Here is a 20,061-nt window from a genome sequence, read left to right as displayed (position 1 = left end):
CCGGGTCGGGTGGGGCGCCGGACCGGGAGGGCACCGTCTGCAGGCCGGGGCAGGCCGGACGGATTTTTTTGCCGCGGCGGTAATGAACAGCCGCGCTGTTTTTCGGCTTCAGAGCAGCATCAACTGCTCCTGGTCCTTACCGGCCGCGACGAACTGGTCGGTCCGCAGCGTACGCCGTTCGGCATTGAGACCGAGCCGCTTGGCGGTGATCTCGAAGCGCCGGCCGATCTGCCAGGCATAAGGTCCGGCGCCCTTCATGCGCTTGCCCCACTCCGAATCGTAGTCCTTGCCGTCGCGCATCGAACGGATCAGCGACATGACGTGGCGATAGCGGTCGGGATAGTGGCGCAGCAGCCAGTCTTTGAAAATCGGGCTGACCTCCAGCGGCAGGCGCAGCACCACATAGCCGGCCTCGCGCGCACCGGCATGGTGTGCCGAGTCGAGAATGCGTTCCATCTCCTGGTCGCTCAGGCCCGGAATGATCGGCGCCACCATCACCGAAGCCGGGATACCGGCATCCGAAAGCTGCCTGATCGCTTCCAACCGCTTGGTCGGGGTCGATGCGCGGGGTTCCATCGTCCTGGCCAGCATGCGGTCAAGCGTCGTCACCGACAGCGCCACCTTGGCGAGCCCGCGCTCGGCCATGCGCGACAGAATGTCGATGTCGCGCACCACCAGGGCTGACTTGGTGACGATGCCGACCGGATGACCGCGTGCCTCCAGCACTTCGAGGATTTCGCGCATGATCCGGTACTGCTTCTCGATCGGCTGGTAGGGATCGGTGTTGGTGCCGATGGCGATGGTGCGCGGCTGGTAGCCATCCTTCGACAACTCCTTGTCGAGCAGGCGTGCCGCATCCGGCTTGGCGAACAGCTTGGATTCGAAATCCAGGCCCGGCGACAGGCCCATGAACGAGTGCGTCGGCCGCGCGAAGCAATAGACGCAACCGTGCTCGCAACCGCGATAGGGATTGATCGACCGGTCGAAGGAGATGTCGGGCGATTCGTTGCGGGTGATGATGGTGCGCGGCTTCTCCACCTGCACCTCGGTCTTGAACGGGGGCAACTCCTCCAGCGAACTCCACCCATCGTCGAAGACATGCCGGCTGACAGGTTCGAACCGGCCAGACGGATTGATGCCCGCCGATCGGCCACGGTTGCGGTCCGGACGGACCCGCATGCCACTCTGCTCGATCATCGCGTTGGCCATCTCGGCTCGTCCTGCTCCGAAGGCCGCAATATCGGCGCGCATGATCGGTTCCATCTTCGCCCGCTCCCAGGGACTGTCCATGTTGTGTCGAATCGCTCTGCTCATGAAATTATTCCTATTTTATTGATGAGAACAAATCAAGAACTTTTCTATGGCGCGATGCAAAAACTGGCGTCGGTCAGTGGTTTCCGCTATTCGGCTCACGATGCTCAGTGTTCTCATCGAAACGCATAATGACGAGGAGGGTCTCGCCCGCACGCTGGCGACGCTGATTGGCGGCGCGGTCGAGGGCGTGGTGCGAGAGGTCGTCGTCTGCGACACCGGCTCCACCGACCACACGCATCGTGTCGCCGAGCATGCCGGCTGCCACTATGTGGGGAGCGGCGGCATCGCCGCCGGCATCCGCCAGGCCAAGGGTGACTGGCTGCTGTTTCTCGAACCGGGTGCGAGGCTGGTAGAGGGCTGGATCGACGCGGTCGTCGCCCATACGGCCAGGCAGACCATGGCCGCCCGGTTCGCGCGGGCGCGGGGCAGCCGTACGCCGTTCCTGGCTAGGGTCTTTTCCGCAAACCGTGCTCTCGCCGACGGACTGGTGATCAGCAAGCGGCAGGCGGCATCTCTGTCCAAGACTGCCGGCAGCGCCGAGGCGTTGGCGCGCGGTCTGGCGACTAAGAAGCTCGACGCCGAGATCTGGGTGGCGCCACCGAGGCAGGCGCAGCGCTCTCCCAGTTGATTTTTGCAGCTGCTCTGCGTGGCGTTGCTTTTTAAGGGGCCGATTTGCCGCGCCGCAGATGTTCGTCCAGGCGCGGCATGATCTCGACGAAGTTGCAGGGCATGTGCCGGTAGTCGAGCTGTGCCTTGAGGATGCCGTCCCAGGCATCCTTGCAGGCGCCGGGCGAGCCCGGCAGCACGAAGACGAAAGTGGCGTTGACGACGCCGCCGGTCGCCCGGCTCTGGATCGTCGAGGTGCCGATCTTGTCGTAGGAGATGCGGTGGAAAACTTCCGAAAAGCCATCCATGCGCTTTTCGAAAATCGGCTCCAGCGCCTCGGGTGTCACATCGCGGCCGGTGAAACCGGTTCCACCGGTGGTGATCACGACGTCGATGGCCTTGTCCCGCGACCACGCCAGAACGGTGTCACGGATTTTTTCGCGGTCGTCGGTGACGATATCCCGGCCGGCCAGGATGTGGCCGGCCTCGGTGATGCGATCGGCCAGCGTCTGGCCGGATTTGTCGTTGGCGAGGCTGCGTGTGTCGGAAACCGTCAGCACCGCGATGCGCACCGGAATGAAGGCACGGCTCTCGTCAATCCTGGCCATCTCACTCAGCCTCCGATGCAATGCTGCGTGTTGCCGCGACGAACCAGTCGGGCTGGCGGCTGCGGATCTCGGCCGCCGCGCGCTTGGCGACATTGCCGGTCTCGAACAGGCCGAAGCATGTCGCGCCAGATCCGGACATTCGTGAAAAACCCGATCCGGCCTTATCAAGCCATGAAAGCGCCCTGCCTATGGCGGGCCGCATCGCAAGGGCCGCAGGTTCGAGATCGTTGCGGGTGATCTCCAGCCAGTTGCGCAGGCTGTGAAACTCGATGCTTCGCGGCAGCGGCGGCAGTGGCTCATTGTCGCGCCGGGACAGTGCTGCGAAGATTTCCGCCGTCGAGACCGGCGTGCCCGGATTGACCAGCACCAGACCCAGCGCCGAAAAATCCGGCAGCATCGACAGCTCCTCACCGATGCCGCGCGCCACCAGCGGCTTTGCCGCCAGGCACATCGGCACATCGGCGCCAAGCGAGAGACCGATCCGCGCCAGCTCGGCGCTATCGATGTCCAGCCCCCAGCTGTCGGCCAGCCCGCGCAGCACGGCCGCCGCGTCGCTCGACCCTCCGCCCACGCCGGACGCGACTGGAAGGTTCTTTTCGAGCCTGATGATCACGGGCGGCGTGCTCCGAAGACCGGTGGCCTGCCGTAGCGCGTCGCGTGCCTTGAGCACCAGATTGTCGCCATCGGGCGGAACGTCCGGCGCGTAGCGGCCGGATACGGCGAAGTCGTCGCCTTCAGCCGGCGCGATCTCGATCCTGTCGCCAAAGCGCGTGAACACAGCCAGGCTTTCGATGAGATGATAGCCGTCGGGGCGCCTGCCGGTGACGTGCAGGGCAAGGTTTATCTTGGCGGGTGCTGCCCATGTCCGGACATGCGGACCGGACTCCACAGTCTCGATTGCGAGTGAAATGAGGGTCAGTCCTTGGCCAGCCGGTATTCGCCGGTCTTCGGATCCTTGACCAGCGTTCCCATCGCGCCGTTGGCTGCCTGCTTTTCGGTCCGCCGTACCTTGGCCGTCACGCGCTCAGCCTCGCGCAGGAAGGTGCGGTAGCCGAAATAGGCGGCAATGCCGACGACGGCGAAGAAAATAAGTTGCGGCATGTCAAAACTCCTACCACGCTGGGCCGGTAAGGGCGGCCGGTCGGGTCTTTCGGGCAACCATGCTAGACGCTTTCACGGCTTTTTCAAAGCCCGAAGCGCGCCCACAATGCGCGCTCTTCCGCCGCATCAATGACGCCGCTGGCCGCTGCCGCGGCGATATCGGGCGCTGAAAAGCCCTTGCTCGAGCCGAACAGGCCGAAGCGGCCGAACAGACCGCGCGGCGCCGTTATCAGCTTGAGCTGGGTCTTCGGCCCGAAGCGGGTCTTCAGTACCGTGCGCATGTCGCCGAGCGCATCGACGAGGCCGAGTTCCAAGCCTCTCTTGCCGGTCCAGAACAGTCCGGTGAACAGCTCCGGATCGTCCGCCAGCTTCGTGCCGCGCCGCTCCTTGACCAGATCGATGAAGGTCTCGTGCACTTCGAGCTGCAGCACCTTCAGCCGCTCGACGTCTTCCTTTTTCTCGGGCTTGAACGGATCGAGCACTGCCTTGTTCTGGCCGGCCGTGTGGACACGGCGCTCGATGCCGATCTTCTTCATCAGTTCCGGAAAACCGAACGAGGCCGACACCACGCCGATCGATCCGACGATGGAGGAGGGGTCGGCGAAGACCTCGTCGCCGGCGACAGCGATCATGTAGCCGCCAGACGCCGCGACATCCTCGACGAAGACAAGCACCTTTTTGTTCTTCTCGACCGCAAGGTCACGAATTCGCTTGAAGATCAGCCGCGACTGCACCGGGGAGCCGCCGGGGGAGTTGATCGAGATCGCGACTGCCGGCGCGTCGAAGGAAAACGCCTTTTCGATCAGCCCAGCGGTGGAGGCAAGCGACAGGCTCGGCCGGAACGGACCGCCGCCGGCCATTATGGTGCCGTGCAGCCGGATGACCGGAATGGTGTCGACGGTGGAGCGCCACGACTTCGGCAGCAGACGGTTGAAAAGACGTTTCACGATGAAGTGGTCTCCGGCGATGGTTGCAGGCATGTAGTGATTTCCCGGCCAACGGCAATGTTCAGGCCGCGAACAGCTCAGTCTCCGAACAGCGAGGCGAGCCCGTTGGTTATCATTTCGCTGCGCTCGTCGGGGCCGTTGCCCGATCGCGCGTGAAGCATCAGGGGCGGACGGATGGCGAGCTTTCCCCGCGCCCCAAGCGCCGCCCGCACGATAATGCGGATCGCCGCCGCGTCGGGGCGAGGGTGCACGGCGAGCATCTCGGCTTCACCGAAGCGGCCTGAAATCGCGTCGAGAATGGAGCCGAGCTGTTCGGGGCGGGCGATCACGGCAAGCCCGCCGCGCGGCCTGACAACCGCTGCCGCACTGCGGATCCAGTTTTCGAACAGGCCATCCTCCATGACATGGGCCTCTTTTCGCAGGCGGTCCGATGTGGCGCGGTCCCGTGCGGCGTTGAAAGGCGGATTCATGATGACGAAGTCGAAATCATTGTCGGCAAGGCCGGCGGCGGCCCGGGCCCGGCCCGAAACGGTGACATCGGCGACAAGCACGGCCGCGCGATCGCTGAGATGCGCATTGCCGGGATGGGCAAGCGTGGCCGCCGCGAAGGCAGCCATCTCAGGCGCGCGTTCGACCAGCACAGCCTGGGCGTCCGGACAGCGCGACAGCACTGCCAGACCGGCAGCACCGACGCCGGCCCCGAAATCGGCGAGCCGCCCGCCAAACGAGGATGGCACCGATGCGGCCAGCATCATCGCATCCATTCCGGCGCGATGGCCGCCATGCTTGGGCTGCACGAGCCAGAACCGGCCGCGGTGGAAGGCATCGACCGTATGGGCCGGCATATCCGTGTCAAGGGTGGCTGGCGCGGCGGACATTATTTCTGGCGGATCTCGTTGGCGATGCCGGCGTCGGTCAGGATGCGTCGCGCTGCGTCGGCCTGGTCGGCGTCGACCATGACGCGCCGCGGCAGGATGCCGAGCGAGCCGTCGAGCACGCTCATATTCTGGTCGGCGACGAAGCAGCCGATGCCGGCGTCGCGCATCAGCGATTCGACAAACGAGATGATGACGGCGTCGTTGGTGCGGATTAGCTCTATCATCGCAAGAAACTCGCAGGTTGCAGCATGCATGTAAACGTGCGGCCGCGCTCCCGCATTGCCGACGTTGACAGGTTGTCGCCGCCGCCGCGCCAATTCGCCACTTGCCGTGGCCGTGCCCGCCGCCCTAGAGTCCGTGCCGGGACTAAGGGTGCCGTCGCACGCGTTATACCAAGACGGGAGTGATTGTCGTGGGTGTCGTTCTCAACATCGAAAACGGGAAGCGGGAGCCCGCCTCCATCCAGGATTTGATCGATCTGACGGCGGCCGATATGGGGCGCGTCAACAAACTGATCCTGTCCAAGGCCGGCTCCGACGTCGAGATGATTCCCGAAGTCGCCAACCATCTGATCTCGTCCGGCGGCAAGCGGCTCAGGCCAATGCTGACGCTGGCTGCGGCGCAGATGTTCGGCTATGCCGGCGAGGGCCACGTCAAGCTCGCCACTTCGGTCGAGTTCATGCATACGGCCACGCTTCTGCATGACGACGTTGTCGATGAAAGCGGCATGCGGCGCGGCAAGAAGACCGCCCGCATGATCTGGGGCAACCAGGCCAGTGTGCTGGTCGGTGACTTCCTGCTCGGCCAGGCCTTCCGCATGATGGTCGATGTCGGCTCGCTCGAAGCGCTCGACATCCTGTCGAGCGCCGCCTCGATCATCGCCGAAGGCGAGGTCATGCAGCTTGCCGCCGCCAAGAACCTCGAAACCACCGAGGACGAGCACTTCGCCGTCATCAAGGCGAAGACCGCAGCGCTGTTTTCGGCCGCCGCCGAGGTTGGCCCGGTTATCGCCCAGGCGACCCGCAACGATCGCGCTGCGCTGCGCTCCTACGGAATGAATCTCGGTCTTGCCTTCCAGCTCATCGACGATGCGCTGGACTATGGCGGCACCAGCAAGGATCTCGGCAAGAATGTCGGCGACGATTTCCGCGAGGGCAAGGTGACCTTGCCGGTCATCCTCGCCTACCGGCGCGGCAGCAAGGCCGAACGCACCTTCTGGAAGCGTGCCATCGAGGACAATGTGGTCGACGACGCCGGGCTGGAAAAGGCGATCGGCCTGATGACCCGCCACGGCGCCATTGCCGACACGATCGGGCGCGCCCGCCATTTCGGCGAGATCGCCCGCGACGCCTTGGCGCCTCTGGAAGAGACGCCGCAGAAATCGGCGCTGATCGACGTCATCGATTTCTGCATCAGCCGGGTGAACTGAGGCGACCGGCTTTCGCTGGGCTTCCCGGGGCTGCGCCAGTGAAAAGACGCCTGTGAATTCGACCTGCCGTCTCGACAAGCCGCCTTGCCGCAAATTATCTATAAATCATGGCAAAGGGCACGGACGACACCATAGCGGTGCGCATCAGCAAGGTATTGGCGGATCGCATCATTTCCGGCGCGATCGAGCCGGGGGCGAGGCTGCGGCAGGATCATGTCGCCGAGGAATTCAACACCAGCCATGTTCCCGTGCGCGAGGCCTTCCGCCGCCTCGAGGCGCAGGGGCTCGCCGTTAGCGAGCCGCGCCGTGGCGTGCGCGTGGCGGCCTTCGATCTGGGTGAGGTCAAGGAGGTCGCCGAAATGCGGGCGGCGCTCGAAGTGCTGGCACTGCGCCACGCCGCGCCGCATCTGACCTCGGCCATTCTCGACCAGGCCGAGGAGGCGACCAAGGCCGGCGACAAATCCCGCGATGTCAGGTCGTGGGAGGAGGCCAATCGCGCCTTTCACCGGCTGATCCTGGCGCCATGCGGCATGCCGCGCCTGCTTGCCACCATCGACGACCTGCACGCGGCAAGCGCGCGCTTCCTGTTCGCGGCATGGCGCTCGGAGTGGGAGACGCGCACCGATCAGGACCACCGGGCGATCCTCAGCGCCTTGCGGCAGGGAAATACCGAATCGGCCGCGGCAACACTGGGACGGCATGTCCAATGGATTGGCCGCAAGCCGGTCAGGACAGCGTCCGGCGCCACGCGCGAAGCCTTCGCGATCGTGGGTTAGGGTCCTTTTCCCGAGCCCGGGCTTGCTATCAGTCCAAAAATGTGGATTCGATAATAGATCGAAAGCATAAATTATCTATAATTTTGGATTGACCAAAGGGAAGCCTATGACCCACCTTGCATTCTCGTCCGCCAGACCGTCCTTCAGCCCGCTGCGCCTCCAGCAGCGATCGCTCGGCTGGCAGGCCGGCGCCGTCGTGCTCGGCACGCTCTTCCTTGCGCTCTCCTCCTACATCGAGGTGCCGATGGTGCCTGTTCCCGTGACCATGCAGACCTTCGCGGCAACGCTGATCGGCGCGCTCTATGGCTGGCGACTTGGCGCGGTGACGATCGCCGCTTGGCTGGTCGAAGGTGCTGTCGGCTTCCCGGTCCTGGCCGGCGGCGCTGCCGGCATACAGCATTTCGTCGGCCCGACGGGCGGCTATCTCTTTGCCTTTCCCATCACCGGCGCGCTGGTCGGCTGGTTGGCCGAACGCGGCTGGAACGGCAACAGGGTTTTGCTTGCCTTCGCCGCCATGCTGCTCGGCAACGTCGCCTGCCTGGCTCTCGGTACGGCCTGGCTTGCCGTCATGATCGGCGCCGAGAAGGCCATCACCTTCGGCTTCGTTCCGTTCATCGTCGGCGGGTTGCTGAAGTCGGCGCTTGGCGCCGCGACACTGATGGCGCTCCCGCGCGGCAAGATGAACTTGCCGAAGCCGTGACGATCAGGCTTCGCGCCCATCATCTCCTTTGCCTGCTCACCTATGTGGGCAAGGGATACAGCCCCGCCTTCACCGCCAATTATGACGGGATCGCGGAGCGCCTGAGCCGGGGCGAGGACATCCTCCTCGTCTCCGGCCCGGACGACATCTGCGCCCCGTTGCTTGGCGAGCCGGAACCGCACTGCTTGCGCGACAGCGCGGCGGGGCGGGACCGGCAGGCCGGCGATGACGTGGAAGCGCTGCTGGCTCGGCCGATCCGGGACGGCGTCCGCCTCGATCTCGATGCCGCGACCCTGATGCGGCTGCGGCTAGCGTTTTCGGCCGGCCACGTGCGCAAGGCATGCGGGGGCTGCGAATGGAGCGGGCTGTGCGGCACGGTGGCAAGTGGCGGCTATCGCGATACGCGGTTGCAACGGCCCGTTAAGACGCAAAACTGTCCCTTTTAGCCATGGTTTGTTAATCGGGTGACCCGATTGTGAATTTCGGGCGGATTGAAGCGCGACCCCAAAAAGGCCATGCTTTGCCTGGAAGATCGAGTCTGGGTCGATCCCGCTGACGCGGAGATGGCGCCTGGCTGAAAGGGATATGATGCAGCAAGGACGTGCGCGCTGGCTGACAAGGCTGGCAATTGTGACGGGCATGGCGATCTCGGCTTTGCCGGCCTATGCCAAGCAATCCACCGAACCGGTCAAGATCTCGTCGTTCTCGGGCGCTTATCTGGCTGCCCGGATCGCCGAGGGCGACAACGACCTCGACAGCGCTATCGCGTACTACAAGCAGGCCTTGGCCTTCAATCCGAGCGACACCGCACTGCAGCAGAGCCTGATGCTGTCGTTGATCGCGCAAGGCCGCTTCGACGAATCGCTGGTCTATGCCGACAAGCTCAAGGAAGTGCCCGATGTGGAGCGCTTCTCGCGCCTGGCGCTGGCCGTCGATTCCTTCCACAAGAAGGATTTCACCAAGGCGCAGTACTGGCTCAAGCTGTCGCTGGAATCCGACCTCGACCGGCTGATTTCCGGCGTCATGTCCGGCTGGGCCGAACAAGGTGCCGGTCAGGCCAGCGAAGCGATGGCTTCGATCGACAAGTTGCAGGGGCCGGACTGGTTCGGCCTGTTCAAATCCTTCCACCGCGCCCTGATCGCCGATGCGTCTGGTATGCCCGAAAAGGCCGAGGCGATCTACGCGGCGACGATGCAGGATACCACGGCCGGCGGTGCGGCGCCTGAAACCTGGATGCGCAACGCGCAGGCCTATGCATCGTTCCTGGCCCGCAAGGGTGACAAGGCCAAGGCGATCTCGGTGCTCGACCAGGCAGAAGCGTTCTCGCCGGGCAAGCTGGAAATCGTCGCCTTGCGTGACAGGATCAGCAAGGGCGAGAAGATTGCGCCCTTCGTTTCCGGTCCGTCCGACGGTGCTTCCGAAATTCTGCTCGATCTTGCCACCGCGCTCAACCGTGGCGGCGGCGAGCCATTCGTGCGCCTCTATCTGCAATATGCCTTAGCCCTGAAGCCCGACAGTGACGCGGCCCTCGTGCAGCTCGCCGCCGTCGCCGAACAGCTGAAGGACGGGGAAGGCGCCATCGCGCTCTATCGGCGCATCCCGGACTCTTCGCCGCTGAAGGAGATTTCGGACCTGCAGCTTGGCCTCAATCTTGCCGACCTCGACCGCCATGACGAGGCGATCACGCATCTGAAGGCCTTCGTCGAAGCCCATCCCAATGACATGCGCGCCTATCTGGCGCTTGGCGGAGTCTACTCCTCGAAGGATGATTTCCGCTCCGCCGCAAATCTCTACGACAAGGCCGTCGAGGCGCTGAAGACGCCAACCGCCGCCAACTGGAACATCTTCTATCAGCGCGGTATCGCCTATGAGCGGCTGAAGGAATGGCCGAAGGCCGAGCCGAATTTCCGCAAGGCGCTGGAATTGCAGCCGGATCAGCCGCAGGTGCTGAACTATCTCGGCTATTCCTGGGTCGACATGAACACCAACCTGAAGGAAGGCCTGGAGATGATCCAGAAGGCCGTCGATCTCAGGCCTAGCGACGGCTACATCGTCGATTCCCTGGGTTGGGCCTATTTCCGCCTCGGCCGCTTCGATGACGCCGTGCGCGAGATGGAACGCGCGGTCGCGCTGAAGCCGGAAGATCCGGTTCTGAACGACCATCTCGGCGACGCCTATTGGCGCGTCGGCCGCAAGCTGGAAGCCACCTTCCAGTGGAACCAGGCCCGCGACCTGAAGCCCGATCCCGATGTGCTGGCCACCCTGCAGCAGAAGCTGATGAAGGGCCTGCCGCCGATCGAATCCAACACGGCGCAGGAGACCCCGAAGGTCAAGCCGGAGCCGGTTCCGGCCCCCAAGGGCTGAAAATCGCCTTTTTTGGAATGCGAACGGGGCTCTCAGGGCCCCGTTTTCGTTGATATCCGTTCCGCTCAAAAATGCCTGCCGGCGCGCCGGAAACGTCCTCAGAACATCTTACGATAGACGACGAAGCCCGAGCGTTCGCCGACCGTGTCATAGAGCTTCATTGCCGTGTGATTGGTTTCATGCGTCAGCCAATATACCCGGCCGGAACCGGCCGCCTGGGCGCGCTCGTAGACGCCTTCGATCAGCGCCCGGCCGATGCCTTTGCCGCGCGAGCCCTCGTTGGTGAAAAGGTCCTGCAGATAGCAGTTCGGCGCGATCGCCGTGGTGCTGCGGTGGAACAGGTAATGGACGAGGCCAAGAAGCTGGCCCCCGCTCTCGGCGACCAGCGCATGGACCGGCTCGTAGGCGTCGAAGAAGCGCGACCATGTCATCGCGGTGACGTCGCTTGCCAGCGCCGTCTCGCCCGAACGGCCATAGAACGCATTGTAGCCGTCCCACAGCGGCATCCATCGGTCGAAATCCTGGCGCGTGACGGGGCGGATGGTGATCGGGTTGGACATGGCTGAACCTGCTGTGCTTGAAGCGGACGCTTTGTTGGATCGCGGAGCGTGGCGGCGAGCAATGGGCCAGTCGCACGCAAAGTTTTCAACATCGCCCGGCATGCTCACGACGGCCGGCATCGGACGCGCCTTGCTTGACGCTTCGCCGCCGTGTCTCTAGGACGTGGCCGCAAGCTAGCCTGTGTCGCCGAGGCCACCGTGACGATTGAAATGTCAGCCCATATGCATCCCAGCCGCTCTTTCCAGGGGCTGATCCTGACCTTGCACAATTACTGGGCGGCTTATGGCTGCGTTATCCTGCAGCCCTATGACATGGAGGTCGGGGCCGGCACGTTTCATCCCGCAACGACGCTGCGCGCGCTCGGGCCCAGGCGCTGGAACGCCGCCTATGTCCAACCATCGCGACGTCCGAAGGACGGCCGCTACGGCGAGAACCCCAACCGGCTGCAGCATTACTATCAGTACCAGGTGATCCTGAAGCCCAACCCGCCGAACCTGCAGGAGCTTTACCTCGGCTCGCTTGCGGCGATCGGCGTCGACCCGTTGCTGCACGACATCCGCTTCGTCGAGGACGACTGGGAAAGCCCGACGTTGGGCGCCTGGGGGCTTGGCTGGGAATGCTGGTGTGACGGCATGGAAGTGTCGCAGTTCACCTACTTCCAGCAGGTCTGCGGCATCGAATGCGCGCCGGTCGCGGGCGAACTCACCTACGGCCTGGAGCGCCTGGCCATGTATGTGCAGGGCGTCGACAATGTCTACGACCTCAACTTCAACGGCCGCGAGGGCGCCGACAAGGTCACCTATGGCGATGTGTTCCTGCAGGCCGAGCAGGAATATTCGCGCCACAATTTCGAATACGCCAACACGGCGATGCTGCTCAGGCATTTCGAAGACGCCGAGGCCGAGTGCAAGGCGCTGCTCGAGGCCGGCGCGCCGGCCTTAAACGACAATCTGCCGATGCACGAGATGGTCTTCCCGGCCTACGACCAGTGCATCAAGGCGAGCCATGTCTTCAACCTGCTCGACGCGCGTGGTGTGATCTCGGTCACCGAACGGCAGAGTTACATCCTGCGGGTGCGCAATCTGGCGAAAGCCTGCGGCGAGGCGTTCTTGAAGACGCAAGCCGGTGGCCTGGCGGCCTGAGTCTCAACCGCCGTTGATCATTTCGAGGGAAGCGTTGATCGGCGGCAGGATCTGGCCGCTCGGACCAGCCATCGTCCGCAGCGCCTGCCGCACGCCCGGCATCGAGAAGGCGCCGTGAGCCTGCGCGGCGAAGCAGGCGCTGAGCGCGAGGATCTGAAGAAGTCTGGATGCCGTTTTCATGATCGTTCAGCCAATAGTTCCCTGCCTGAGCGTGGGTCGCTTCAGCGCTGCGTTGGGTTCATGGAAATCTTTGATCCAAGGACGGGCCGGATCGCCTCATCCCGACAGGAGGGTCAAAATTTCCGGAAAGGGTGACAGCGGCCAGCCGAGTTGCTATGCCCCGCGCGGACCATTTTGCCGCGTGAGCCCCAACCATGCCTGACCTGCTTCTAGAACTTCGCTCGGAAGAGATTCCCGCTCGCATGCAGCGCAAGGCGGCGGGTGATCTGAGGAAGATGCTGGCCGACGGTCTGGTCGAGGCGGGGCTGACCTACGAGGCGGCGCGTGAGTATTGGACGCCGCGGCGCCTCACCCTCGATATCCGTGGCCTCAACGCACGCTCGAAGGATATTCACGAGGATATCAAGGGGCCGTCGACATCGGCGCCTGAACAGGCGGTCCAGGGTTTTCTGCGCAAGGCCGGGTTATCTTCTATCACCGAGGCGCATGTCCATTCCGACCCGAAGAAGGGCGACTTCTATGTCGCGCACATTTCGAAGCCGGGCAGGGCGGCCGAAGAGATCATCGCCGGTCTGGTGCCAGATATCATCCGCACTTTCCCCTGGCCGAAATCGATGCGCTGGGGGCCGGCCTCGGCCAAGCCCGGATCACTGCGCTGGGTGCGGCCGCTGCAATCGATCCTGTGCACCTTCGGCCCCGAGACCGAGGAGCCGGTCGTGGTCGATTTCGAGATCGACGGCATTCGCTCGGGCAACATCACCTATGGCCACCGCTTCCATGCGCCGGGCGAAATCACCGTGCGCCGCTTCGACGACTATGTGTCGAAGCTGGAGGCGGCCAAGGTCGTGCTCGATGCAGACCGGCGCAAGGAGATCATCCTCGCCGACGCCCGCAATCTCGCTTTCGCCAATGGGCTCGACCTGGTCGAGGACGAGGGGCTGCTTGAAGAAGTGTCGGGGCTGGTCGAATGGCCTGTCGTGCTGATGGGCGAGTTCGAAGAGGCTTTCCTGGCCATTCCGGCGGAAGTGATCCGGCTGACCATCCGCGCCAACCAGAAATGCTTTGTGACGCGGCCGCAGGGCGAAGGCGAGGCGCTCTCCAGCCGTTTCATTCTCACCGCCAACATCGAAGCCAGTGACGGCGGCAAGGAAATCGCGCACGGCAACGGCAAGGTGGTGCGCGCCCGCCTGTCCGACGCGCTCTATTTCTGGAAGACGGACCAGGGCGATCTGCCTGATCTCGAGCAACTCCGGGCGTCTGCGGAAAAACTCGGCCTCGACCTGAAGAAGCCGCTCGACCAGCGCATGGCTCGCCTCGACCATCTCAATGTCACCTTCCACGCCAAGCTCGGCACGCAGGGCGAGCGGGTGGAGCGGATTGCCCGGCTGGCGCAAGAATTGGCGCCGATCGTCGGCGCCGATCCCGCGCTGGCGCGTCGTGCGGCTGTCCTGGCTAAGGCTGATCTCACCACGGAAGTGGTCGGCGAGTTTCCCGAATTGCAAGGCGCCATTGGCCGCAAATACGCGCTGCTGCAAGGCGAGGACGCTTCGGTCGCAGCGGCGGCGGAAGAGCACTACAAGCCGCAGGGCCCGTCCGATTATGTGCCGAGCGATCCAGTGTCGGTCGCCGTCGCGCTCGCTGACAAGCTGGACACGCTGGTCGGCTTCTGGGCCATCGACGAAAAGCCGACGGGGTCGAAAGATCCTTTTGCGTTGAGAAGGGCGGCGCTGGGGGTGATCAGGATTCTGGTCGAGAACTCTCTGAACGTTGAGCTTACCGACGTCTTCTATGCACAGCGCGATTTCGAAATATCAAAAGAGGCTGATGCGATACGTGGGCGAATTGTCGCCGACGTGTTGTCTTCCCGCGAAGCTGCTGCGGAACACTTGGCTGAGACCGAAATCTTGGCGCATCTGGGGAAAGACGAATACCTGCATCTCTACACGCTCTTAGAGGCTGCAGAGAAGGCCGACCGGATTTCCCCTCTCCAGCAAGCGGATGCTCTCAAGATCGCGGACGCATGCGTCAGCAAATACACGGCCGTTGAATACCAGGCCAACATGTCTTTGTTTGACGATCTTCGGTCGTTCTTCCACGACCGCCTCAAAGTCTACCTCCGCGACCAGGGCGCACGGCACGATCTCATCGATGCCGTCATCACGCCGCAATCCGACGACCTCCTGCAGATCGTGCGCCGCGTCGAGGCGCTTGGCAAATTCCTCGACACCGAGGACGGCAGGAACCTGCTCGCCGGCACCAAGCGTGCCGCCAATATTCTGGCCGCCGAGGAGAAGAAGAAAACGGCCGTCGCAGAAACCGTTGAGCCGGCGTTGTTCCGGCAAGATGCCGAGAAATCGCTGTTTGCGGCGGTGAATCAAGCCGAGAAGCAAGCCGGCGAAGCGATTCAAAACCAAGACTTTTCCGCTGCCCTGCTGGCGCTTAGCGTGTTGCGTGAACCCGTTGATTCATTCTTCGAGCATGTTCTCGTGAATGATGAGGACTTGTCGGTACGTGCCAACCGTCTTGCGCTGCTCGCCCGCATTCGGACCGCTACCGGCCAGGTCGCCGATTTCTCGAAAATCGCCGGCTGAGAAACATGATCCCGAAAAGTGGGCATCGGTTTTCGGACAAGATCATGCAGGGATAAACCCGGCTGTAGGCCCACGAAAAATATCTTCCAGCCGGTCGTTCGAGCCGGCTTACAGTCATATGACGATGACCTCACCGTGGCAAAAGGCGCATGTTCCCCAACCCAACGGAGGCTTCCATGAATTCCGATCACGAAATCGAAGTGACAGAAGAAATCTCGGCGCCCGCCGAGGCGATTGAATCCGCTTCCGAAACCGCCCTCGACCATGCCGCCGCAGCCATGGTCGAAGCCGCGGATCTGTCTGATGAAGACGAGGATGGCGATGACGAAGATGGCGAAGAGTCTGACGAAGACGACGCCGATGACGCTGTGAAGGCCGAAGGCGACGACGCCGAGGGCGAAGAAGAATCCGACGACGGCGAGTCCGACGAAGAAGACGACGACAAGGAAGAAGCGGCCTGATTTCAGGTGACAGGTTTTCTCGAGGAATGGGCGGTGCTTTGGCGCCGTCCTTTTTGTTGTCTTTTCAAACTGATTTGATCAGTTCTCCAGAATGCTGACGCGCACGCTGTTTTCATAGACGTCGACCTGGATCAGCGGCTCGCCGTTGACGATGGCGCGCTTGGTCGAGGAATTCATCGCGCCGGGGCGCTCCAGCATGCGCTGCAGGTCGGCGCGTTGATCGTTGGTCCTGAACCAGGCATCACCCTCGTCGTCGCTGTCGCGGCGATGGAATTTATGCCAGTTGGCGCGGTCCTGCCGCACCATCTGCGCGGCGCCATCCAGCGCATAGCCGTCGCTTGCCTGGTGATCGCGATCGGAAATGCGCGCGACATAGGACCCCAGCATGTCGTCCGCATGAGCCGCGCCGCCAAGCAATGACGCCAGCAGAAGCCCTGCCACTGTAACGGTCTTCGATTTTTTCATGAGCAACCCCTTGCCTTGAACAATGCAATCCCGTCTGCCGAAGCCGCTACGCCGGACGAAATTTGCCTGACAATGGTGCGCAGCGCGCCAGACCGCCGTCAAGCAGCCGAGCATTTGACTGCCCGGTTTGGCGAGGTCGCTATTTGACCTTGCCGGCTCCCGAAGCGGGCTGTCGGGCTGCCGGCCGTGGTGCGGCTGCCGCCGGTGCCGCAGCTTTCCCTTGCACTGCAGGCGCGGGGGCTGCCGAGGCGGTCGCCGTGGCGGGGGCGGTTGCCGCTGCCGGGGTTTTGGCCTGCACTGGTGTCGAGAAGGCGCCGCCGACGACCCCGCCGCGAATGATCATCGGGCTCTGCGGGAAGGCGTGCCTTGCCTCGGCCTTGTCCGGGATTGCCGCCACCTTTTCATCGGTGACGTCAGGCTCGCCGAGCGCAACGGCGGATATCACGTCGCTCGCCTTGCCGTCGGCGGCCTTCAGCGCAAGGATGGACGGCGTCGAGGCAGGCGCGCTGGGAAAGACCAGCGACGAGGCCTGAGCCCCGCCAGCCGTAGCAGCCAGACTGATAGCAAGCGTTCCCCAGATCCGCATAGACACTGAAATAGCTCCCCATTGCCCAGAAGCCGCACGATAGTGCCCGGCGATTGATACCGGCTTTCATGGAAACATAGCATTTTAGGAATTGATGAATTGCCAATGCCCGCTTGCCCCGGCGGCGCTGTCGTACTACGCAGCCGGCATCCGCGAGGTGACGAGAGTGGCTGAAATACTTGCCGTCGGCGAAGCGATGGAACCGGCGCTGGCGCTGCTTGAGGGCGGCGATGTCGTCGCCATTCCGACCGAGACCGTCTACGGGCTGGCCGGCGACGCCACCAACGGCATTGGCGTGGCGCGCATTTTCGAAGCCAAGGGGCGGCCGCGTTTCAATCCGCTGATCGCCCATGTCGCCGACATGGCGATGGCCGAGCGCATTGCCTCGTTCGATCCGCTTTCGAAGAAGCTCGCGCTTGCCTTCTGGCCGGGTCCGCTGACGCTGGTGCTGCCGCAGCGCTCCGGCAACGGCATTCATCCGCTGGTCACCGCCGGGCTCGACACGATCGCCTTGCGCATGCCGAGGGGTTTTGGCGGTGACCTGATCGCCAGGCTTGGCCGACCGCTTGCGGCACCGAGCGCCAATTCATCCGGCAAGATCAGCGCGACGACGGCGCAAGCCGTTGCGGCGGACCTCGGCGCCCGCATCAAGCTGGTGGTCGATGGCGGCGCAACACCGGTCGGGCTGGAATCGACCATCGTCAAGGCCGAAGGCGAGAGATTGCACCTGCTTCGGCCCGGTGGCATTGCCGCAGGGGAAATCGAGGCGGCCATCGGCATCGACCTGCTGCGCGGCGGCGCTGCCGGCGTCGAAGCGCCGGGCATGCTGGCCTCGCACTACGCGCCGGGTGCCGCGGTGCGGCTCAATGCGCGGGCGGTCGGCGACGGCGAAGCGCTGCTCGGCTTTGGCAGCCAGAGAGCGGAAGGCTGGCGCGGCGCAACCGCTTTCCTCAACCTGTCGGTTTCAGGCGACCTGCGTGAAGCGGCAAGCAATCTCTTCGCCTACATGCAGGATCTCGACCGCAGCGGCGCGCGCGCCATCGCGGTCGAGCCGATTCCCTTTGACGGCCTCGGCGAGGCTATAAACGACCGGCTCTCCCGTGCCGCCGCTCCTCGTGACAATGCATAGCCCTCGACGTAGTTTTGCCAGATGACCGAAACTGCAAAGACACTCGATCCCGCTCTCGTCGATCGTTTCGCGGCGATCGTCGGCGACAAATATGCGCTGCGCGACCAGCAGGACATCGCACCTTATCTGATCGAGCGACGCGGCCTCTGGCATGGCGCGACGTCCCTGGTGCTGCGGCCGGGCAGCGTCGACGAGGTCAGCCGGATCATGCGGCTGGCGACAGAGACCGGAACGCCAATCGTGCCGCAAAGCGGCAACACCGGGCTGGTCGGCGCGCAGGTGCCGGACAAATCCGGCCATGAAATCGTCCTGTCGCTGTCACGGCTGAACCGCATCCGCGAGATCGATGTCTTGTCGAACACGGTCACGGTCGAGGCCGGTGTCATCCTGCAGACCTTGCAGGAAGCGGCCGACGCCGCCGACCGGCTGTTCCCGCTCTCGCTCGCCGCGCAAGGCTCCTGCCAGATCGGCGGCAATCTGTCGTCCAATGCCGGCGGCACCGGCGTGCTTGCCTATGGCAATGCGCGCGAACTCTGCCTCGGCGTCGAGGTGGTGCTGCCGACCGGCGAGGTCTTCGACGATTTGCGCAAGCTGAAGAAGGACAATACCGGCTACGACCTGAAGAACCTGTTCGTCGGCGCCGAAGGCACGCTCGGTATCATCACCGCCGCCGTGCTCAAACTGTTTCCGAAGCCGAAGGGGCGCGACGTCGCCTTCGTCGGCCTGTCGTCGCCCGAGGCCGCTCTTTCCCTGTTCAGCCTGGCCATGGACCGCGCCGGGGCAGCGCTCACCGCCTTCGAACTGATCGGCAAGCGGCCATACGATTTCACGCTGGCGCATGCCCCGGGCGTGACGCGGCCGCTGATGGAGGATTGGCCCTGGTATGTGCTGATGCAGGTATCGTCCGGCCGCTCATCGGAGGATTCTCGGGCGCTGATCGAGGACGTGCTTTCCGCGGGCCTCGAGCAGGAATTCGTCGGCGACGCGGTCATCGCCGCCAGCCTCGGGCAGGGCGACGCCTTCTGGGATTTCCGCGAGCTGTTGCCCGAGGCGCAGAAGCCGGAAGGCGCTTCGATCAAGCACGACATTTCAGTGCCGATCGCATCGATACCGCGCTTCATCGCGGAGGCCGCTGGCGCGGTAGCCTCGGTCAGTGCTGGCGCCAGGGTGGTCTGTTTCGGCCATATGGGAGACGGCAACCTCCACTATAACATCTCGCGGCCCGTCGACGGCGACGACGAGGCATTTCTGGCGCTCTATCATGCCATGAACAAGGCCGTGCATGACGTGGTGCGCAGCCTGCATGGTTCGATCTCGGCAGAGCACGGCATCGGTCAGTTGAAGCGCGATGAACTGATCGCCACCGCGCCGCCGACGGCCATCGATCTGATGCGCCGGGTAAAGGCTGCCTTCGATCCGGCCGGCATCATGAATCCTGGTAAGGTTATCTGATCCTTTCAACATCTTGTGGCTGGTGGCATTCCGATAACCATCCCTGAGATCAGCAAAATTTAACCGACTTTCTTAAGCGCGGCGGTAAGGAGCCGGCGCTACTGTTTCCCCATAACGAGGCCGGGAAAACTGGCCCGGAGAGAACCGGACACCGGCTCTCAGGAGACAGACAGGAAGGCGCTCTATGAACGTGAACACTGGATTGAAGCCAGTCTGGGCGGGACGCAACATGCGTCTCGACCCATTCCGCCTGCCGCAGGTAGTGAGCTACGCGACACGCGACGATTACGGCGACGTGACCTTCACCATCGACCAGCGTGGCGCCGTGATCCGCCGCCTGCTCGAGATGAGCGGCCTGCCGGCGATCATTGTGCTGCCCGCCAATGCATTTCGCGGTGTCGCCGCTCGTGCTATGGAGGATCCGGAAGGCAATGTCACGGTGACCCTTGAACTCCTGCACAACGATCCGATGTTGTCGGTGCCGCTGCTGGTGGCTGACGATCTCGAAGACGTCGCCGCCGACTGGCGCGCCTGGGCCGATGCCTACCGCCTGCCGATGCTGTTGATCGAATCCGACGGCGTCGCCCGCACCCTGGAAGAATCGCTCGGCGCCGCCATCAAGACATTGCCGCCGCGGGAGCGCCGCAAGGGCCGCGTTTCCAATATGCGCCGCCCCCGCTTCCTTGCCCGCCGCAGACCCGGTGACCTCGGCCTCAGGCTGGTCATCGGCGGCCAGGAGATCATTGCGCGGGAATAAGCACCTTTACTGTT

At 63.7% G+C, this 20,061-nt stretch carries 23 protein-coding genes; 12 read left to right on the top strand and 11 right to left on the bottom strand.

Features of this window, described 5'->3' with window-relative positions; all coding sequences use genetic code 11:
- Nucleotides 1–108: 108 nt before the first annotated feature.
- Nucleotides 109–1,263, bottom strand: a complete 1,155-nt coding sequence (locus FJ941_RS18880; protein WP_140507979.1) for a PA0069 family radical SAM protein — start codon at nucleotides 1,261–1,263, stop codon at nucleotides 109–111.
- A 151-nt stretch (nucleotides 1,264–1,414) separates the two neighbouring features.
- Here FJ941_RS18880 and FJ941_RS18875 point away from each other — a divergent pair, with 151 nt between their 5' ends.
- On the top strand, nucleotides 1,415–1,942 hold the full coding sequence (locus tag FJ941_RS18875; protein WP_140507875.1) for a glycosyltransferase: 528 nt from the start codon (nucleotides 1,415–1,417) through the stop codon (nucleotides 1,940–1,942).
- A 31-nt stretch (nucleotides 1,943–1,973) separates the two neighbouring features.
- Here FJ941_RS18875 and moaB read toward each other — a convergent pair whose 3' ends face one another.
- The 6 genes from moaB to FJ941_RS18845 form a co-directional block, all read right to left on the bottom strand.
- Nucleotides 1,974–2,528, bottom strand: coding sequence for a molybdenum cofactor biosynthesis protein B (gene moaB / locus FJ941_RS18870; RefSeq protein WP_027142307.1), 555 nt, complete (start codon nucleotides 2,526–2,528; stop codon nucleotides 1,974–1,976).
- 1 nt (nucleotide 2,529) lies between these two features.
- Nucleotides 2,530–3,417, bottom strand: coding sequence for a 4-(cytidine 5'-diphospho)-2-C-methyl-D-erythritol kinase (locus FJ941_RS18865; protein WP_140507873.1), 888 nt, complete (start codon nucleotides 3,415–3,417; stop codon nucleotides 2,530–2,532).
- Nucleotides 3,418–3,443: 26 nt separating this feature from the next.
- Nucleotides 3,444–3,629: a membrane protein gene (locus tag FJ941_RS18860; protein WP_027142309.1), complete on the bottom strand. Its 186-nt coding sequence runs from the start codon at nucleotides 3,627–3,629 to the stop codon at nucleotides 3,444–3,446.
- A gap of 83 nt (nucleotides 3,630–3,712) precedes the next feature.
- Nucleotides 3,713–4,576, bottom strand: coding sequence for a S49 family peptidase (locus tag FJ941_RS18855; RefSeq protein WP_140507976.1), 864 nt, complete (start codon nucleotides 4,574–4,576; stop codon nucleotides 3,713–3,715).
- 77 nt (nucleotides 4,577–4,653) lie between these two features.
- Nucleotides 4,654–5,454, bottom strand: coding sequence for a methyltransferase (locus FJ941_RS18850; protein ID WP_140507872.1), 801 nt, complete (start codon nucleotides 5,452–5,454; stop codon nucleotides 4,654–4,656).
- Nucleotides 5,454–5,678: a DUF2007 domain-containing protein gene (locus FJ941_RS18845; protein WP_027142312.1), complete on the bottom strand. Its 225-nt coding sequence runs from the start codon at nucleotides 5,676–5,678 to the stop codon at nucleotides 5,454–5,456. The genes FJ941_RS18850 and FJ941_RS18845 overlap by 1 nt, the downstream gene beginning before the upstream one ends.
- Before the next feature lie 188 nt (nucleotides 5,679–5,866).
- Here FJ941_RS18845 and FJ941_RS18840 point away from each other — a divergent pair, with 188 nt between their 5' ends.
- The 5 genes from FJ941_RS18840 (at nucleotide 5,867) to FJ941_RS18820 (ending at nucleotide 10,723) form a co-directional block, all read left to right on the top strand.
- Nucleotides 5,867–6,883: a polyprenyl synthetase family protein gene (locus FJ941_RS18840; protein ID WP_140507870.1), complete on the top strand. Its 1,017-nt coding sequence runs from the start codon at nucleotides 5,867–5,869 to the stop codon at nucleotides 6,881–6,883.
- A gap of 107 nt (nucleotides 6,884–6,990) precedes the next feature.
- Nucleotides 6,991–7,659 carry a GntR family transcriptional regulator gene (locus FJ941_RS18835; protein WP_140507868.1) on the top strand — a complete coding sequence of 223 codons (669 nt, stop codon included), beginning with the start codon at nucleotides 6,991–6,993 and terminating at the stop codon, nucleotides 7,657–7,659.
- A gap of 106 nt (nucleotides 7,660–7,765) precedes the next feature.
- Nucleotides 7,766–8,359: a biotin transporter BioY gene (locus FJ941_RS18830; protein WP_140507867.1), complete on the top strand. Its 594-nt coding sequence runs from the start codon at nucleotides 7,766–7,768 to the stop codon at nucleotides 8,357–8,359.
- Nucleotides 8,356–8,805 (top strand): DUF1284 domain-containing protein, encoded by a 450-nt coding sequence (locus tag FJ941_RS18825; RefSeq protein WP_140507865.1) that lies wholly within the window; start codon nucleotides 8,356–8,358, stop codon nucleotides 8,803–8,805. The genes FJ941_RS18830 and FJ941_RS18825 overlap by 4 nt, the downstream gene beginning before the upstream one ends.
- 142 nt (nucleotides 8,806–8,947) lie before the next feature.
- Nucleotides 8,948–10,723, top strand: a complete 1,776-nt coding sequence (locus tag FJ941_RS18820) for a tetratricopeptide repeat protein (protein ID WP_140507973.1) — start codon at nucleotides 8,948–8,950, stop codon at nucleotides 10,721–10,723.
- A 98-nt stretch (nucleotides 10,724–10,821) separates the two neighbouring features.
- Here FJ941_RS18820 and FJ941_RS18815 read toward each other — a convergent pair whose 3' ends face one another.
- A complete protein-coding gene (locus tag FJ941_RS18815) occupies nucleotides 10,822–11,283 on the bottom strand; it encodes a GNAT family N-acetyltransferase (RefSeq protein WP_140507863.1) in 462 nt (153 codons plus the stop codon).
- Nucleotides 11,284–11,493: 210 nt separating this feature from the next.
- Here FJ941_RS18815 and FJ941_RS18810 point away from each other — a divergent pair, with 210 nt between their 5' ends.
- Nucleotides 11,494–12,426: a glycine--tRNA ligase subunit alpha gene (locus FJ941_RS18810; protein WP_181169875.1), complete on the top strand. Its 933-nt coding sequence runs from the start codon at nucleotides 11,494–11,496 to the stop codon at nucleotides 12,424–12,426.
- A gap of 3 nt (nucleotides 12,427–12,429) precedes the next feature.
- Here FJ941_RS18810 and FJ941_RS29030 read toward each other — a convergent pair whose 3' ends face one another.
- Nucleotides 12,430–12,606 (bottom strand): hypothetical protein, encoded by a 177-nt coding sequence (locus FJ941_RS29030; RefSeq protein WP_181165842.1) that lies wholly within the window; start codon nucleotides 12,604–12,606, stop codon nucleotides 12,430–12,432.
- A gap of 194 nt (nucleotides 12,607–12,800) precedes the next feature.
- On the opposite strand from FJ941_RS29030, the gene glyS reads away from it, so the two are divergent.
- Complete coding sequence (gene glyS, locus FJ941_RS18805; protein WP_140507859.1) at nucleotides 12,801–15,197, top strand: glycine--tRNA ligase subunit beta; 2,397 nt, start codon at nucleotides 12,801–12,803, stop codon at nucleotides 15,195–15,197.
- A 176-nt stretch (nucleotides 15,198–15,373) separates the two neighbouring features.
- The gene (locus FJ941_RS18800; RefSeq protein ID WP_140507857.1) at nucleotides 15,374–15,658 is read left to right on the top strand and encodes an ATPase; all 285 of its coding nucleotides are present in this window, start codon (nucleotides 15,374–15,376) and stop codon (nucleotides 15,656–15,658) included.
- A gap of 78 nt (nucleotides 15,659–15,736) precedes the next feature.
- On the opposite strand, the gene FJ941_RS18795 is transcribed toward FJ941_RS18800, so the two are convergent.
- Both FJ941_RS18795 and FJ941_RS18790 read right to left on the bottom strand, forming a co-directional pair.
- The gene (locus FJ941_RS18795; protein WP_140507855.1) at nucleotides 15,737–16,123 is read right to left on the bottom strand and encodes a hypothetical protein; all 387 of its coding nucleotides are present in this window, start codon (nucleotides 16,121–16,123) and stop codon (nucleotides 15,737–15,739) included.
- 139 nt (nucleotides 16,124–16,262) lie between these two features.
- A complete protein-coding gene (locus FJ941_RS18790) occupies nucleotides 16,263–16,709 on the bottom strand; it encodes a hypothetical protein (RefSeq protein ID WP_246673879.1) in 447 nt (148 codons plus the stop codon).
- 166 nt (nucleotides 16,710–16,875) lie between these two features.
- On the opposite strand from FJ941_RS18790, the gene FJ941_RS18785 reads away from it, so the two are divergent.
- From FJ941_RS18785 to FJ941_RS18775, 3 genes are all read left to right on the top strand, one after another.
- The gene (locus tag FJ941_RS18785; RefSeq protein WP_181169868.1) at nucleotides 16,876–17,838 is read left to right on the top strand and encodes an L-threonylcarbamoyladenylate synthase; all 963 of its coding nucleotides are present in this window, start codon (nucleotides 16,876–16,878) and stop codon (nucleotides 17,836–17,838) included.
- A 21-nt stretch (nucleotides 17,839–17,859) separates the two neighbouring features.
- Entirely contained in the window at nucleotides 17,860–19,290 is a 1,431-nt protein-coding gene (locus FJ941_RS18780; protein ID WP_140507850.1) for an FAD-binding oxidoreductase, read from the top strand.
- A gap of 190 nt (nucleotides 19,291–19,480) precedes the next feature.
- Nucleotides 19,481–20,047 carry a DUF6101 family protein gene (locus FJ941_RS18775; protein WP_140507971.1) on the top strand — a complete coding sequence of 189 codons (567 nt, stop codon included), beginning with the start codon at nucleotides 19,481–19,483 and terminating at the stop codon, nucleotides 20,045–20,047.
- The last annotated feature ends 14 nt before the right edge of the window (nucleotides 20,048–20,061 follow it).

This window comes from Mesorhizobium sp. B2-3-13 (genome assembly GCF_006442195.1).
Lineage (GTDB): Bacteria > Pseudomonadota > Alphaproteobacteria > Rhizobiales > Rhizobiaceae > Mesorhizobium > Mesorhizobium salmacidum.
Note: the sequence above shows the minus strand (reverse complement) of the source record. Positions and strands in the feature narration are given on the sequence as shown.

Coding starts and splice junctions, on each gene's coding strand:
- FJ941_RS18880 (WP_140507979.1), bottom strand. CDS start 1,263: ATGGAACCGATCATGCGCGCCGATATTGCGGCCTTCGGAGCAGGACGA.
- FJ941_RS18795 (WP_140507855.1), bottom strand. CDS start 16,123: ATGAAAAAATCGAAGACCGTTACAGTGGCAGGGCTTCTGCTGGCGTCA.
- FJ941_RS18830 (WP_140507867.1), top strand. CDS start 7,766: ATGACCCACCTTGCATTCTCGTCCGCCAGACCGTCCTTCAGCCCGCTG.
- FJ941_RS29030 (WP_181165842.1), bottom strand. CDS start 12,606: ATGAAAACGGCATCCAGACTTCTTCAGATCCTCGCGCTCAGCGCCTGC.
- FJ941_RS18810 (WP_181169875.1), top strand. CDS start 11,494: ATGTCAGCCCATATGCATCCCAGCCGCTCTTTCCAGGGGCTGATCCTG.
- FJ941_RS18790 (WP_246673879.1), bottom strand. CDS start 16,709: ATGCGGATCTGGGGAACGCTTGCTATCAGTCTGGCTGCTACGGCTGGC.
- FJ941_RS18845 (WP_027142312.1), bottom strand. CDS start 5,678: ATGATAGAGCTAATCCGCACCAACGACGCCGTCATCATCTCGTTTGTC.
- FJ941_RS18820 (WP_140507973.1), top strand. CDS start 8,948: ATGCAGCAAGGACGTGCGCGCTGGCTGACAAGGCTGGCAATTGTGACG.
- glyS (WP_140507859.1), top strand. CDS start 12,801: ATGCCTGACCTGCTTCTAGAACTTCGCTCGGAAGAGATTCCCGCTCGC.
- FJ941_RS18850 (WP_140507872.1), bottom strand. CDS start 5,454: ATGTCCGCCGCGCCAGCCACCCTTGACACGGATATGCCGGCCCATACG.
- FJ941_RS18860 (WP_027142309.1), bottom strand. CDS start 3,629: ATGCCGCAACTTATTTTCTTCGCCGTCGTCGGCATTGCCGCCTATTTC.
- moaB (WP_027142307.1), bottom strand. CDS start 2,528: ATGGCCAGGATTGACGAGAGCCGTGCCTTCATTCCGGTGCGCATCGCG.
- FJ941_RS18800 (WP_140507857.1), top strand. CDS start 15,374: ATGAATTCCGATCACGAAATCGAAGTGACAGAAGAAATCTCGGCGCCC.
- FJ941_RS18835 (WP_140507868.1), top strand. CDS start 6,991: ATGGCAAAGGGCACGGACGACACCATAGCGGTGCGCATCAGCAAGGTA.
- FJ941_RS18875 (WP_140507875.1), top strand. CDS start 1,415: ATGCTCAGTGTTCTCATCGAAACGCATAATGACGAGGAGGGTCTCGCC.
- FJ941_RS18815 (WP_140507863.1), bottom strand. CDS start 11,283: ATGTCCAACCCGATCACCATCCGCCCCGTCACGCGCCAGGATTTCGAC.
- FJ941_RS18780 (WP_140507850.1), top strand. CDS start 17,860: ATGACCGAAACTGCAAAGACACTCGATCCCGCTCTCGTCGATCGTTTC.